The organism is Kitasatospora herbaricolor (assembly GCF_030813695.1).
GTDB classification, from domain to species: Bacteria; Actinomycetota; Actinomycetes; order Streptomycetales; family Streptomycetaceae; genus Kitasatospora; species Kitasatospora herbaricolor.
The window spans coordinates 4,430,845-4,445,044 of sequence record NZ_JAUSVA010000002.1 but is presented as its reverse complement, the minus strand read 5'-3'; the positions used below and the strand labels follow the sequence as shown (position 1 = coordinate 4,445,044).

Annotated in this window: 15 protein-coding genes; 7 read left to right on the top strand and 8 right to left on the bottom strand. The window is 69.4% G+C overall.

Going from position 1 to position 14,200, the window contains the following annotated elements; genetic code table 11:
- Positions 1 to 60 precede the first annotated feature (60 nt).
- On the bottom strand, positions 61 to 333 hold the full coding sequence (locus J2S46_RS19860) for a hypothetical protein (RefSeq protein WP_191294124.1): 273 nt from the start codon (positions 331 to 333) through the stop codon (positions 61 to 63).
- Positions 333 to 614, bottom strand: coding sequence for a hypothetical protein (locus J2S46_RS19855; RefSeq protein ID WP_191294123.1), 282 nt, complete (start codon positions 612 to 614; stop codon positions 333 to 335). The genes J2S46_RS19860 and J2S46_RS19855 overlap by 1 nt, the downstream gene beginning before the upstream one ends.
- Before the next feature lie 649 nt (positions 615 to 1,263).
- Here J2S46_RS19855 and J2S46_RS19850 point away from each other — a divergent pair.
- Entirely contained in the window at positions 1,264 to 2,034 is a 771-nt protein-coding gene (locus tag J2S46_RS19850; protein ID WP_191294130.1) for a helix-turn-helix domain-containing protein, read from the top strand.
- Positions 2,031 to 2,504 (top strand): NUDIX hydrolase, encoded by a 474-nt coding sequence (locus J2S46_RS19845; RefSeq protein WP_191294122.1) that lies wholly within the window; start codon positions 2,031 to 2,033, stop codon positions 2,502 to 2,504. The genes J2S46_RS19850 and J2S46_RS19845 overlap by 4 nt, the downstream gene beginning before the upstream one ends.
- Here J2S46_RS19845 and J2S46_RS19840 read toward each other — a convergent pair.
- From J2S46_RS19840 to J2S46_RS19820, 5 genes are all read right to left on the bottom strand, one after another.
- Positions 2,501 to 3,046 carry an HD domain-containing protein gene (locus tag J2S46_RS19840; protein WP_229913345.1) on the bottom strand — a complete coding sequence of 182 codons (546 nt, stop codon included), beginning with the start codon at positions 3,044 to 3,046 and terminating at the stop codon, positions 2,501 to 2,503. The genes J2S46_RS19845 and J2S46_RS19840 overlap by 4 nt on opposite strands.
- A gap of 28 nt (positions 3,047 to 3,074) precedes the next feature.
- Complete coding sequence (locus tag J2S46_RS19835) at positions 3,075 to 3,515, bottom strand: GntR family transcriptional regulator (RefSeq protein WP_191294121.1); 441 nt, start codon at positions 3,513 to 3,515, stop codon at positions 3,075 to 3,077.
- 169 nt (positions 3,516 to 3,684) lie between these two features.
- Positions 3,685 to 4,794 (bottom strand): hypothetical protein, encoded by a 1,110-nt coding sequence (locus J2S46_RS19830; RefSeq protein WP_191294120.1) that lies wholly within the window; start codon positions 4,792 to 4,794, stop codon positions 3,685 to 3,687.
- An 869-nt stretch (positions 4,795 to 5,663) separates the two neighbouring features.
- The gene (locus J2S46_RS19825) at positions 5,664 to 5,858 is read right to left on the bottom strand and encodes a hypothetical protein (RefSeq protein WP_307350666.1); all 195 of its coding nucleotides are present in this window, start codon (positions 5,856 to 5,858) and stop codon (positions 5,664 to 5,666) included.
- Positions 5,859 to 6,051: 193 nt separating this feature from the next.
- On the bottom strand, positions 6,052 to 6,714 hold the full coding sequence (locus J2S46_RS19820; RefSeq protein WP_191294119.1) for an HAD family hydrolase: 663 nt from the start codon (positions 6,712 to 6,714) through the stop codon (positions 6,052 to 6,054).
- Positions 6,715 to 7,001: 287 nt separating this feature from the next.
- On the opposite strand from J2S46_RS19820, the gene J2S46_RS19815 reads away from it, so the two are divergent.
- The 5 genes from J2S46_RS19815 (at position 7,002) to J2S46_RS19795 (ending at position 12,864) form a co-directional block, all read left to right on the top strand.
- Positions 7,002 to 8,132: a peptidoglycan-binding protein gene (locus J2S46_RS19815; RefSeq protein WP_229913344.1), complete on the top strand. Its 1,131-nt coding sequence runs from the start codon at positions 7,002 to 7,004 to the stop codon at positions 8,130 to 8,132.
- Positions 8,133 to 8,291: 159 nt separating this feature from the next.
- Positions 8,292 to 9,116, top strand: a complete 825-nt coding sequence (locus J2S46_RS19810; RefSeq protein WP_191294118.1) for a MerR family transcriptional regulator — start codon at positions 8,292 to 8,294, stop codon at positions 9,114 to 9,116.
- Between the two features lie 244 nt (positions 9,117 to 9,360).
- Positions 9,361 to 10,725: an FAD-binding oxidoreductase gene (locus tag J2S46_RS19805; protein ID WP_191294117.1), complete on the top strand. Its 1,365-nt coding sequence runs from the start codon at positions 9,361 to 9,363 to the stop codon at positions 10,723 to 10,725.
- A 514-nt stretch (positions 10,726 to 11,239) separates the two neighbouring features.
- Positions 11,240 to 11,581 carry a hypothetical protein gene (locus J2S46_RS19800; protein ID WP_191294116.1) on the top strand — a complete coding sequence of 114 codons (342 nt, stop codon included), beginning with the start codon at positions 11,240 to 11,242 and terminating at the stop codon, positions 11,579 to 11,581.
- A 524-nt stretch (positions 11,582 to 12,105) separates the two neighbouring features.
- Positions 12,106 to 12,864 (top strand): pyridoxine/pyridoxamine 5'-phosphate oxidase, encoded by a 759-nt coding sequence (locus J2S46_RS19795; RefSeq protein ID WP_191294115.1) that lies wholly within the window; start codon positions 12,106 to 12,108, stop codon positions 12,862 to 12,864.
- Positions 12,865 to 12,965: 101 nt separating this feature from the next.
- Here J2S46_RS19795 and J2S46_RS19790 read toward each other — a convergent pair whose 3' ends face one another.
- The gene (locus J2S46_RS19790) at positions 12,966 to 14,063 is read right to left on the bottom strand and encodes an EamA family transporter (protein ID WP_229913343.1); all 1,098 of its coding nucleotides are present in this window, start codon (positions 14,061 to 14,063) and stop codon (positions 12,966 to 12,968) included.
- Positions 14,064 to 14,200: the final 137 nt, after the last annotated feature.

Here is a 14,200-nt window from a genome sequence, read left to right as displayed (position 1 = left end):
ATGCGGTGCCCGTGAGCACCGTGAGCGGGGCGGCGGGCACCCGGTACATTCCGGTCTGGTTCACCGTCGCCACCCCCGCTTCGGCGCCTCGGCGGTGAATCCCGCGTAGCCGTCCTCGGGGGCGGTGGGGTGACCGAACATCGTGTCGGCCGCGATCGCGGCCGCGCCGATGCCGGAGATCACGGCGGCGACCGCCGGGTGCCCGGCTTCGGCGACGGTGCTGGCGATCATGCCGCCGTAGGTCGCCGTACGGCGGTCGGCCGCCGGCGCCCCGTAGCTGTCGGTGCAGTACGAGATGGCCGCCCGGTCCAGGGCGGCACGGATGCGGCCCATCAGGCAGCCACCCCCACCGGCACCACAGCGGCGGGGGCCACGGCCCGGACCCGCCTTAGCGGGACCGGCGCCGACTTCAGCAGCCGCTCGGCGTAGGCGGCCAACTCCGGGTCCTCCCGGCGCAGGTCCGCCAGCACACCGTACGCCGCGTCCAACCGCGCGGCCCGGTCCATCTCGTCCTCGCCGGCCACACCGGCGAACAGCTCCTCGTCCACGCCCAGCGCGAGTTCCGCGAACTCGTTCTCGTTCGCAGCACGCTGGCCTGCAACAATCGACCTCACGGGTCTACCTCTTCCAGTAGGTGTGTGGGCCCGGAGGGGCTGTCGCGCAACCGGCCAAGGACAGCGCGACGGCCCCGACTTATGGGCCCGGCAACTCATCAGGTGACGAGAAGCCATGGCCGCCCGACGCACCCGAACGGGAGCGTCGAGGGCCAAAGTCACTCGTCAAGCAGTGCGGGCCCCGCGCCGGCCGGTCTCCCGGCGATGCGAGGCCCGCGTGTGTCGTCACGTTGGGGAGCGCGCTCCCGGTGAGGTGTGACGACGTGATCTTTCGATCTCGAACCCTCCGGACTGACCAGGCGCCCGGGTGCCTCGGCCCCATCTGTCCGGGGCCCCTTCGTCCCGTGGCGGCCTTCCAGCCGTCCACGGGACGCATTTGTGCAGCTCAAACCAGACCCGAGGAGGGTCTGCAGTTCGCCTGCCTCATCATGCGAGACATGTTGAACATGTCTCTTACGATCCCGCGGAGCCGACTCTGCGTCAAGTCCTGCTGCGTCGCTGTCGGGAGTGTCTTCCGATCCCGCATCACTAGATTCGCCCGAAGGGAGCCGTCGAGATACGGCGGTGCTGGACGGCTTCAGCCCGGCTTCGCTACGGTCAAGTCGTCCCGCATCGTCCACGCGTGACGACTCTGTCCTGGGGGGACGAGATGGCGAACGAACGGCTTCGCGGCGCAATCCTGGCCAGCGGATTAACGCTTGACCAGATCTCGGAGCGTCTCGGTGTCAGCACGCGCACGGTCGAGCGCTGGGTCGAGGCGAAGGACCAGCGCCGGCCATATCGGCGCTTTCAGTACGCGATGGCGAACCTGCTGAAGCGCGAGCTGTCGGACCTCTGGTCGGATGAGCAGACCAGCGCTGAGACCAGCGAAGCGGGCCGGGCTGAGCTGGTCACGCTCTATCCACACCGCGCTGTCGTCCCCAAGGAGTTGTGGACCTCGCTGTACGCGGGAGCGAGCAGGCAGTTCGACCTGGTCGTATACGCGGGCTTCTGGCTCTCCGAGGATCCGCTCTTCTTCCGACTGATTCGAGAGAAGGCGCAAGCCGGCGTTCGGGTGAGGCTCATGCTGGGCGACCCCACTTCCGCCGGAGTTGCACAGCGCGGTCAGGACGAAGGCATCGGCCCTGCCATGGCAGGCAAGATTCGCAACGCACTGGCTAACTATGCACCGTTGTTTAGTGTGCCCGGAGTGGAGTTCCGGCTGCACGCGACTACGCTCTACAACTCGCTGTACCGCGCGGATGACGAGATGCTCGTCAATGGCCACGTCTACGGGGTTGGGGCATATCTCGCCCCGGTCCTCCACCTCGCTCAGGTTTCGGGAGGCGAGCTATTCAGTACCTACGCGGCGAGCATTGAGCGGATCTGGGATGGCGCCCGGGTGATCAAATCTCCAGTACTTGAGAGCGAGGCAGCATGAGCCGCGTCGACTACTTCCGTGACCCTGACGCGCCGCCGGCCAATTCAGTGGTCCCGTCGGTCACTGCCGTGGTCACGGATATGTCCGGGCAGCTGTTGCTGATTCACAAGACCGATAACGACCTGTGGGCACTTCCTGGTGGTGGGCACGACATTGGGGAGTCGGTCGGCCAGACAGTCGTTCGAGAGGTCTTTGAAGAGACCGGCATTGATGTCGAGGTTGTTGCCGTCACTGGGCTGTACACCGATCCAGACCACGTTATCGCGTATGACGATGGCGAAGTACGCCAGCAGTTCTCGATCTGTTTCCGGGCTCGCCCGATTGGTGGAGACCTTCGGACGAGCAAGGAGTCGAAAGAGGTCCGCTGGGTAGACCCAGCGGACCTTGATGAATTGCGGATTCACCCGTCTATGCGGCTGCGGATTCACCACGGGCTTGATCCCCACAGAGTGCAGCCGTACATCGGCTAGGTCTGCGCGTTGACCTGAGACATCAGGCTCTCCACTCGCAGGGCAGCCGCTCCGATCTCGGGCTCAGCCCTGCGGATAAAGCGTCCGACGATACTCTCGGGCCCGTACCGTCCGACGATCTCTGCGATCCTCGCAGGCGTCGTGGTCAGTCCGCCGTCCGGAGTCGTGGTCATGTCGCAGTAGATCAGTGCGTCGACCAGGTTGGCTTCCTCCATTGGGAACTCAGCCTCCAACTCCATTCGGAGACCGCGTTCCTCGGCTTCGAGCAGCGCGCATGAGTGGTGTGCCACCAACCGGACGATGCGTTCGTCTATTTTCTCAGCCCGAAGGAAGCGTGCGCCGTCCAATGGGTGAAACCCGGTATCAGCGATGCGAGGCGAGTAGCCAATATCGTGAAGTACCGCAGCCGCTTCTAGCAACGCGGCGTCCGAACCAAGAATCGGAGCCAGTGAACGGGCTCGGCCGGCTACTCCCTTGGAGTGAACCCAGCGACGGGGGAGGTCGTTGGAAAGAAGGGATTCGGCAAGGTCGTAAGCGCGCACGATGAGGGCTCCAATCCTTCAGGTGAAATCAGAGGTGCTCGGTCGGGAGTGCACGGACGTGCCGGCCTTTTCCATGTCGCGCCTCAAGAACTCCGGCGCCCTCCAGCTGAGCCAGGGCACGACGGACTGTCCCTCGCGACGCGCCAGTCAGCTCACACAGGGACTTCTCCGACGGAAACGGGTCGCCGATCCCGAGCCTGTCAACTCCCATCAAGGCAGTGAGCTGATTTAGCACGGAAGGCTTGGCGTCCTCACCTACGACTGTCCACCCCACGCCCGGTTGCGAGCGGATCAGTCCCTCCTTCGCGAGGACATCCAATGCGCGCTTCACAGTCGTCCGAGCGACGCCATGCATCTCCATCAGTCCAGCTTCGGACGGTAGCTGAGTGACCTCCGAGTCACCGCCGATCTCGGTGCGTAGCGCGTCGGCAATCTGCAGGTACGTGCCGCGTGGGCTCCGTTCGGACACTTGCGGCTCCTTCCACGCGAGAGAGATTTTGACCAGGATGACGGATGCCTCGTCACTGGCACCAGCCCTGATCCTCGCAGTATCTGACTCCTACTTGCAGGAATCTCCTCCGCCGAGACGAGAGGAGGCAAGACCGACCCGTCAGGGATGGCGTGCCAATGTTCCCCAATCATACGTGCAATGGAACAGCGCTGGCGATGAGCGTTTTCTGGGCAAGGAATCGCATGAAGATATTTTCCATCTTGACAGCATCAGCCTCCTTGGAGAGTGGGAGGAGCAGCCCGTCCGGCTGCCCACCGCCGTCCTCTTTAGAGTGCACTACCCGACAGCGAACATTGTAAATCCGATCACAAGCCAGATTGATCAGATCAGCTTTCTGGGATCTAAGATCTAGAGCCGAAACGCCCTTGATTGACGATTTTTCCGTCAAGTGCCTTTCCAGTTCCGGATTGCTTGCAATAAATTCTCGCAAGCTCTCCTCGGATACGCAGTACCTTATGACGGATTTGAGCTGCGAACGCTCGTCCCCGAATCCTCGATTTGACTGGTTTGAGATTCGAATAATGCGCGATAGATGCTGATCGTCATTTGCACTGAATCGAGGATCCCTCAATTCATTGCGAAGGCGATCAAATGCTTCCCTCTGGCCATATCTTGGGAAGTAGTACTCAAGGACTTGATAGTAGGCCAAAAATTCGAGCAGGGGCATCCCTTGCGCCGTTCGTGCATATCGATAAAGGCTCAGCGGTTCCTTTCCGTATTCAAGGCCAGGGTGGGATGGCGCTTCAGTAGAGACCGGAGTCCCCCTGGGGGAGGGGACGTGGAGGCGCAATCGCCGCAATCCCAGGGAAAGGCCATATTTGACGTCCAAATCGAAAACAATGGAGCTGCCTAGCTTCTCCAGGACGCTCAAGGCCTCATCGTGGGTTTTGCGCTCGATTCCTCTGATTCGCAGAGTGACAACACCCTGCCGGACCCGGCTGAGCAAGCAAAAGACCTTGGAAGGTGATCCAATCTCTGCACTCCACCCTTGGCTTTCTGATTCGCAGATGGGCAAAACCCACTTGCGGTCAGTGTGGGCCGCGACCTTAGTGCCGGGAGAGATTTCGCGGTACCCGGAAATAGATGCAAGCGCTTTTCCGATCGCCAGCGTGCTACTTCTGATTACTACCTCAATCCAACGATCCTGCCCCAGCGCCTCGTAGGCTTCATAGTCGCCCAGTGCTCGATATTCCGTCAAATTGAGCGGAAGGAGATCCGAGGCCTGAGAAGGATCCACTACAAGCATTCTGGCGCCTCGTCCGTTCTGGATCTGAATATCCAAGAAGACTGATTCGCCTCCGATGAAGGCCCAGTCGTGCAGGGCCCCATCCTTCTTTACCTTCTCTTCGAGGAGAAGGAGTGGGGAGTCCGGAGGAAGGGTGCTTCTAAAATCCGTCGCCGTGTCAGTTGAGTCCGCCATATTTGCGCCCTCGCTGCTCGTGTTGCATGGAACCCTGCCGAGCTGATTATCCGTGGCGAGTCGCGCACTCGCAGGGGTTTTTTGTAGTTGGCTAGCTCAAAGCTGGGGCCATGTTCGAATCACACTGGCCTTTCCGGATAGTTTGGTATATTTCACGATAGTATGTCCCCTCAAAGGATCGCCGGCATCTGACCAGGCTGAAGCGCACTGACGCCCCTGGATTGCACACATGAGCGGTATCCGGCAGGTACTCAGGGGAGGCTCTATGGACCAGCCGTGGACCAGCGCTGACGACCTGGGTAGTAGCGTGGCCTTCCGGTGCAGGTCAGCACCACAACGGGTGGGTCTGGGTTTTTGGTCTTGAAAACTGTCGTGAGGTGACCCCTCACCGTGGGTTCGAATCCCACGCTCTCCGCTGGTAGGAGAAACACCTGCTCAGGGCGGGTATCGGCAACTCGCCGGTACCCGCCCTTCGCGTTGCCCGGCCTCGGCCGTCCAGCCTGAGCGATGCTCCTGGCCGGCATGGACCGGGTCCCTGGGGCGGGCGCGGCCCGCCGGGCCGGGCAGGTCCGCCCGATCTTGGCCGGCGCTTCCTTCGCTCCCGGGGCCGCGAAGGCCTGGGCCGGCTCGCTCCGAGCCCCTGGCCGTCGGTCCCGGGCCGGAGCCCGCCGCTCGGCCGCCCGTGCTCACCCCTCGCCGGTCAACCGCTCTCCGTCATGGCTGCGGACGGGTGGTCCTCCGGCCGGCCGGAGGGCGTCGAGAACGCGGACGGCGTGGACCTCGCCCATCCGGGCGGACACCTCGGCCGGTGTGAGCCAGGCGACCGCGGTCGTCTCCTCGGAGAGCACGGTGGTCGTCTCCTCCGGGCGACATCGGAACACCGGGGCCGACGATGCCGCGGGGCATGTTCTTGTAGACGCCGCTCAGGTGCTCCAGGGTGACCTTGACGCCGGTTGCCTCGTGGATTTCGCGGCGCAGTCCGTCCTCGACGGTCCCCGCCGGTTCGAGGTCGCCACCGGGTCCGCAGGAGTGGGACGTGGTGCCCGCCCGTCGCGTGGGCGGGTGGACGGCCCGTCAGGCCCCCGCCCCCGCCAGGGCCAGCAGGTGTTCGGCCGCGCTCGCGACGTCGTCCTCGATGTGGTCCGGGATGGCCGGTTGGTCGGCCGTCCAGGGGCGGCCGGCGGAGATCCAGAGGGAGCGGATGCCGGCGGCGGTGGCGCCGGTGATGTCGGTGGCGGGGTTGTTGCCGACCATCCAGGTGGTGGGGGTGAGGGGGTGGCCGCAGCGTTCGGCGGCGATCCGGAAGATCTCGGGGTCGGGCTTGCGGGCGCCGGCCTCCTCGGAGATGCAGACGGCGTCCACGTGGCGGTGGATGCCGGCCGAGCGGATCTTGGCGTGCTGGACGTCGGTGACGCCGTTGCTGAGGACGCCGACCGTCCAGCCGGCCGCCCGGAGCCGGTCGAGGCCGGTCAGCGTCGCGGGTTCGTGGGTGACGTCGGCGGCCAGGGCGGCGACGTAGGCGGCCCAGAGCTCCTCGGTGCTGCCGGGCAGGCCGAGGGGTTCGCGGAGGGTGGCGAAGGCCTCGGGGCAGGTGCGTTCCTTCAGGGCGGCGGCGAGGCGGCGGGTGGCGTCCTGGTCCAGGCCGCGGGCCGCGCAGAAGGCGGCGATCGATTCCGCCACCGGGACCCGGCGTTCGATCAGGGTGTGGTCGAGGTCGATCAGGACGAGCTTGCGCATGCGGCCGACCCTAGGGCCGCGGCCGCCGCCCGGCCGGGGCCGACACGGTGTCACCACCCGTTCCGACGCAGGTCGGGCCGCCTTTTCGCTCGGCCGTCGGTGAGGGGGCCAGGTGTTCGGATCAATGGTCACAGGTGGTTCGCCTGGTGACCCGATCGGGTGGTTTGAATACGATCTGAGGGCCGGCGTTCCGGTTTTGCCGTTCGCTGGTGGATCGCGGGCGAACAGTCCGCGCACCACTTCCGGGCGTTCGCGCCGGGAACTTCGGCACGTCCAGGAGGCACCTCATGGCCTGGTACCCCGGCGCTGAGCGCATGGAGCTTCAACCAGAATCCGACGGCCAGCCGGCCATCGTCCCGACCCAGCTGATCATGCACAGCATCGCTGCGCCGTGGACGCCGCAGCGGATCTTCGAGTACTGGCGGGACAGTACGAACCTGGAGAGCCACTTCGGCCTCGGGTACGACGGCGCGATCGCGCAGTACATCGGCACGCAGACCCGCGCCGACGCGAACATGTACGCCAACCGCCGCCCCGACGGCACCGGCGCGGTGTCCGTCGAGAGCGCCTCCAACCTCCAGCACACCGACCCGTGGACCCCGGAGCAGGTCGAGGCGCTGATCCGGCTCGGCGTCTGGATGCACCAGCAGCACGGCGTCCCGCTGCGGGTCTGCCGCACCTGGGACGACCCCGGGTACGGTTACCACCGGCTGTTCCCGCAGTGGTCGGACGGCGGGACGGCCTGCCCGGGCGACGCCCGGGTGCGCCAGTTCCTGGAGGACGTCCTGCCGGGGATCGTCGCCCGGGCCGGCGGCGGTCCGGTGCCCACTCCGCGCACCCCCACTCCGCCCCCGGCCCCGGAGCCCGCCGTCGCCCGCTACCAGGTGACGATCGGCGGGCTGGTGTACGGGTACGGCGCCCACGGCCCGCACGTCCGGGAGGTGGGCGAGGCGCTGGTCGCGCACGGCCACGGGTCGCACTACCGGAGCGGTCCGGACGAGGACTGGCGGGATCCGGACACCCTCAACTACGCCGACTACCAGCGCTCGCTCGGCTACAGCGGCACCGACGCGGACGGCGTCCCGGGCGAGACCTCCCTGCGCGGCCTCCTCGGCCACCTCCCCGCCCCGCGGGTGGTCTCGCTGGCGCACGTCCGGGCCGCCGCCCGGACGGACCCCGGCGCCGAGCAGGGGCACCGGACGTACGGGGACGAGGTGCGGATCGTCGAGCAGGCCCTGGTCGACGAGGGGCTCCTCGATCCGGTCTGGGTGGACGGCTCGCTCGGCACCCGGACGATCGAGGCGTACGCCGGGTTCCAGCGGCGCCTGGGCTACGAGGGCGCCCAGGCGGACGGGATCCCGGGCCAGCGCAGTCTGACCGAGCTCGGCGACCGGCACGGGTTCACGGTCACGGACTGACCGGGGGAGGGGAGGGCGTAGGGCACGGCGGGTGGAGCAGGGGCCGGTAACGGGGGCGTGAGGGGTGGGCGGCAGCATCCGGCCCGGGAGGGCGCCGGAGGCGGCGGGGAGGACGGGCTTGACCATGACACCGTGTGAGGCTGTGCAGTAGGAGGCGTCATGTTCAACATCGGAGACTTCGCCAGACACGGCCGGGTGTCGGTCCGCATGCTGCGTCACTACGACGCGATCGGACTGCTCCGCCCCGCCCGGGTCGACCCGGTCAGCAGCTACCGCTTCTACGAGGCGGGGCAGCTCGCCCGGCTCAACCGCATCATCGCGCTCAAGGACCTCGGCTTCACGCTCCAGCAGGTGCAGGCCGTCCTGGACGAGCAGGTGGGTGCGGAGGAGCTGCGCGGGATGCTCCGGCTGCGGCGGGCGGAACTGGCGGCCGCGATGGCGGCGGACGCCAGGCGGCTGGCCCACGTCGAGGCGAGGCTCCGGACGATCGAGAGTGAGGGACGCATGCCTGCCGACGACGTTGTGGTGAAGAGCATCCCGGCGGTCCGGGTGGCCGAGCTGACCGGTGTGGCGGCGAGCTACCGGCCGGAGGACATCGGCCCGGTGATCGGCCCGCTGTACGACGAGCTGTGCCGGCGGCTGGTCGCGGCCGGGGTCGGCCCGTTCGGGCCCGGGATCGCGTACTACGCGGACGCGCCCGGCGACGGTGAGGCCGTCCTGGTGCACGCCGCGATGACGGTCACGGTCGATCCCGCCGCCGGGTACGACTTCGAGATCGTCGACCTCCCCGCGATCGGGACGGCGGCGACCGTCGTGCACCGCGGTTCCATGGACGGGATCATGCCGACGGTGCAGACCCTGGCCCGCTGGACGGACGGGAACGGCTACCGCTCGACCGGGTACGCGCGCGAGCTCTACCTGGAGTGCCCGGACGACCGGGACAAGTGGGTGACCGAGATCCAGGAGCCGGTCACCAAGGCCTGACCCGGGCGACCCCTGTCTTCGGGTGCGGCCGCCCTCCCGACCCGCCGGCCCCGGCCTCCGGTCACCCCCGACGTCCGCCGCGTCGGGGGTGACCGGAGGCCGGGGCCGGCGTCCGTCCGGGCCGGGGTAGGGGTGGGCGCCGGCCCAGGGCCGGGGTAGGGGTGGGTGCTTGCCGGTGCCCGGGCGGCGGGGCAGAGTGCGGGGGAGGTGGGACTGCCCGCGCGGCGAGCGATCGGAGAGCACTGTGAGTGACCTGACGGACCGTTTGGCGGAGGGGCTCCCGGCGGGGGCGCTGGTGGTGGACCCGGACGTCACCGCCGCGTACCGCTACGACATGGCGGGCTTCTGCGAGGCCGGGACACCCGCCGTGGTGGTGTTCCCGGAGACGGTCGAGCAGGTGCAGCACATCATGCGCACCGCGACCGCGCTGCGGGTCCCGGTGGTGCCGCAGGGCGCCAGGACGGGCCTGTCCGGCGGCGCCAACGCGGTGGACGACTGCATCGTGCTGTCGATGGTCAAGATGAACCGGATCCTGGAGCTGGATCCGGTGAACCGGATCGCGGTGGTCGAACCCGGCGTGGTGAACGCCGAACTCTCGCGCGCGGCAGGCCAGTTGGGGCTTGCTTACCCGCCGGACCCGTCGAGCTGGGAGTCCTGCACGATCGGCGGCAACATCGGCACCGGCGCGGGCGGGCTCTGCTGCGTCAAGTACGGGGTGACCAGCGAGTACGTGCTCGGCCTCGACGTGGTGCTGGCGGACGGGCGGCTGCTGTCCACCGGCCGTCGGACGGCCAAGGGCGTCGCGGGCTACGACCTGACCCGGCTGCTGGTCGGTTCGGAGGGCACGCTGGGCGTGGTGGTGCGGGCGGTGGTGGCGCTGCGTCCCGCCCCGGCACCGCAGTTGGCGCTGGCGGCGGAGTTCCCGAGCACCGACGCGGCCTGCGCCGCGGTGTGCGAGGTGATGGCCAAGGGCTTCACGCCCTCGCTGATGGAGCTGATGGACACGGTGACCGTGCGGGCGGTCAACGACCTCGCGCAGATGGGGCTCCCGGAGTCGACCCAGGCCCTGCTGCTGGTGGCCTTCGACGGTCCGCACCCGGCGGCCGAGCTGGCCGCGGTGGGGGAGCTGTGCCTGGCGGCGGGGGCGACCGAGGTGGTGCCGGCGGAGGACCAGGCGGAGTCGGAGATGCTGCTGCAGGCGCGCCGGCTCTCGCTCACCGCCCTGGACCGGCTCGGCACCACGATGATCGACGACGTCGCGGTGCCGCGCTCGCGGATGGCCGAGATGCTCGGCGGGGTGGCGGCGATCGCCGAGCGCTGCGACCTGACCATCGGCGTGGTCTGCCACGCCGGTGACGGCAACACCCACCCGATCGTCATCTTCGACGCGGACGATCCGGAGCAGGCGGCCCGGGCGAAGCAGTCCTTCGACGAGATCATGGGCCTGGGGCTGGAGTTGGGCGGGACGATCACGGGCGAGCACGGTGTGGGGCTGCTGAAGCGGGACTGGCTGGAGCGGGAGCTGGGCCCCGTCGCCGTTGAGCTGCAGCGGCAGCTGAAGTCGGTGTTCGACCCGTTGGGGATCCTCAATCCGGGCAAGGCTCTCTGAGGTCCTCGGGCGGCGTCGTCGACGGGGTACCCGGACCCGGGCGAACACCTGGGCCCGGGGCCGGTGGAATATCCGGTGGCTGCAGGGGAAGCCTGATATCGGAGTGGCTGACGAAATGATTTTCGCGTCGCCGAAGAATGGCTGGAATTATCGACTTGGACGGCCGACCGCACCCTGAAGGGGCGCGCATGCCGACGGCCCGCGCCGGGGTGGTGCGGGCCGTTTTCCATGCGCGCTGCCCGCGCCGGACATCGGTCCGCTCCAACGGCCGGGCCGGGGCGGCCGTTGGAGGGAAATCCCAGTTGGCCGCCCGTGTGTCGGCTTTCGGATCCGGTCTCCGGCCGCTATTCGCACCCGGCTCGATGTCACGCTAATGGGCGAAAAAGGCGGGCGGGGGTGGTGCTTTGTCGATTTGTTGCGGAAGTCTGTGTCTCGGCGTCGCAGCCCGCAGATGTTCGTCTGGCCGCGAACTTCTGCACGGATATCATGACTTACAGCTTTTATGGAGGCATTCATGGCTCGCATCCGCACCATTCGTCATCTCGGCCTGCTCGCCGCGCTCCCGATCGCCGCCGCACTCCTGCTGGCCGGTTCGGGAGCCGCGGCGGCCGACAACGGGGCACTGGCCGGCGACAGTTCGAACAGCAGCGTGGTGTCGAACATCGGCAGCGGCAACATCTTCGGCTCGGTGGACGGCAACTACAACGCGACGCAGCAGACGGCGACCGGCTCCGGTGCCTCGAACCAGAACAACACCCTCGGGGTGAAGGACAACGCCGGCCTGGTCCTCGCCGATCAGTCCAACAAGAACCTCAACGTCTACTTCAATCCGGTCTTCGTGCCGGCCCTCGGCTAGCCCCGGGTCCGGAAGGACGGACCGGGCCCACCGGGCCCAGCAGGCCGTAGCAGCGCCGACACCGGCGGCGACGGCCGGGCGAACAGCATCCCGCGGCGCCACGGCGGCGGCGCGGGCAAGCACGGCGACGGGCACCGCGCCCGCACGACACGCACACCGACGGCGGGGGCGCCGGAGGCGGGCATCGTCGGACGGACCGCGGCCGCGGGTGAGCTGAGCACCCGCGGAGCGAGCTCGAAGACCGTACGGGACGGCGCGGCGCGACCGCGTCCGTCCGGCCTCACCGGGAGAGCGGAAAGGGTCACCGCGAACCGGCCACGTGGGCGGCGCCGACACCGGCGCCGCCCACCGGCCTGTCCGGGCGCCGCCCGCCCCGGGACGGGACAGGGGCAGGCCGCGCCGCCGGGCCGCCGCCGCGCGGTCCCGCTCCGGCCGGTCCGCCTCCGGCGCGGGCCCGCCCGGTACGGTGGCGCTCGCGTGGCGCCGTCAGGCCGCCCGACCCGCCCAGCACGGAGGAGAGACCCATGGTGACTGACTCGGTGGACGCCCCCCGGCCGGCCGGTCCCGGCCGGAGCGCGGTTGCCGGGCTGCTGTTCGGCCGGCCGCCGATGGCCCGCGCGCTGCCCTTCTTCGACCCCGAGCGGGCCCCGGACGCTCCCGGTCCGCTGTTCGCCGACTGGCTCGCCGGGGCCTTCGCGGCCGGGGTCCTCGACCCGCAGGTGGTCACCCTGTCGACGATCGGGGCCGACGGGGTGCCGGACGCCCGGGCGCTGGTGCTGCGCGACGTGGACGCCGACGGCGGAGCGTGGGTCTTCGCGATCGACGCGGACAGCCCCAAGGGCCGGCAGCTCGCCGAGCACCCGGTGGCTGCCATGACGCTCTACTGGCCGGCGCAGGGCCGGCAGGTCCGGGTGCGCGGCACGGTCGAGGCGGCCCCGCGGGAGGTCTCGGCCGCCGAGTTCGCCACCAGGTCGCCGGGTGCGCGGGCGGCGACGCTGGTCGGGCACCAGAGCGAGCCGCTGGCGTCGCTCGCGGCGTACGACCTCGCCGCCGAGGAGGTCGGCCGCCGGCTGGAGCTGGATCCGGCCGTGGTGGCGCCGACCCACACCGTCTACACCCTGCGGGCCCGGGAGGTGGAGTTCTGGCAGGGCGACCAGAGCCGCCGTCACGTCCGCCTGCACTACAGCAGGACGGACGCCGCGGCCGGTGAGGCTCCGGCCGTCGGCACCCCGGCCGGTGACGACGCGCCCGCGGGCTGGCGGCGGACCCTGCTCTGGCCGTGACGCCCGGGACGGCGGATGCCCCGGCAGCCCTCCTCGGGCCGCCGGGGCATCCGCCGTCGGGTGCCGCGCCCGGCCGCCGGAGCGGGCGGGCGAGGGCCGCGTTACCGGCGTCCGGTCAAGGTGGCGCCCACGCTGGCGGCGACCACGCACCCGATGCCCGCCAGCTGCGGCCACCCGAGCAACTGGTGCAGCACCACCAGGCCGACCAGCGCGCTCACCGCCGGCTCCAGGCTCACGATCACGCTGAACACCCGCTGCGGCATCCGGCGCAGCGCGGTCATCTCCAGCGCGTACGGGATCACCGGCAGCAGCAGCGACACCCCGGCCACGGCGAGCAGCAGCAGGACGGGTGAGGCGCCCGGCGCGCTCAGCCCGTGCCAGGCCTGGCCGAGGCCGAAGGGCGCCAGCGTGATCGCGCCGACCGTCATCGACACGGCCAGGCCCTGGAACCCCTGGAAGGCCGCGCCGACCTTGTCGGTGAACAGGATGTACACCGCGTAGCAGGCGGCCGCGCCGAAGGCGTAGGCGAGGCCGACCGGGTCCAGCGCGGAGCCGCCGTGCCCGCCGCCGGTGAACAGGGTCAGCAGGGCGACCCCGCCGCCGGCCAGCAGGGCCCAGAGCAGGTGGGCGGCCTGCCGGGCGAAGAGCAGGGCGACCGCGAGCGGGCCGAGGAACTCGATGGTCGCGGCGGTGCCCATCGGCAGCCGGTCGACGGCCCCGGCGAAGAGCAGGGTCATGCCGGCCGAGGCGACGCCGAGCAGGGCCGCCGCGCCGAGGTCGCGCGGGCTGCGGCCGCGCAGCCGGGGCCGGGCCACCGCCAGCAGGACGATCGCGGCGAAGCCGAGCCGCAGGAAGGTCGTGCCGCCCACGCCGAGCAGGGCGAACAGCGGCTTGGAGAGGGCGGTGCCGCTCTGGACGGTGAACATGGCCAGAACGCAGAGAAGCGGCGCCGGGATTCTCGCCGGGCGCCGCAGCAGCTTCGAGGTCCGTCGGCCGGACGGTGTCCGGTCGACGGGTGTGCCCGGTGGCGCGGCGGCCGGCCCGTCGGTCGTGCCGCTGCCGCCGCCTCGTCGCCACCCACCGCGTTCGCCGGCGGGCTCGCCCTTGGGGGCGGGCGGCATGGCGAGGGCCTCGGCGTGGGCGACGGTGGCGCCGGGCCGGGCCGGGAAGGCGGGGGCGGTCGGTTGAGGAGCGGGCATGCCAGTGAGTGTGCCGTAAGGAGTGCTGCCCCGGCAAGCTCGTTACCAGAATATGGACGTACCTGGACGGGTCGGCCAAAAGGGTGACTCGGAGGCGCCTCGGCGGCCCTGTCGCTCGGATCATCCGACGAACCGTC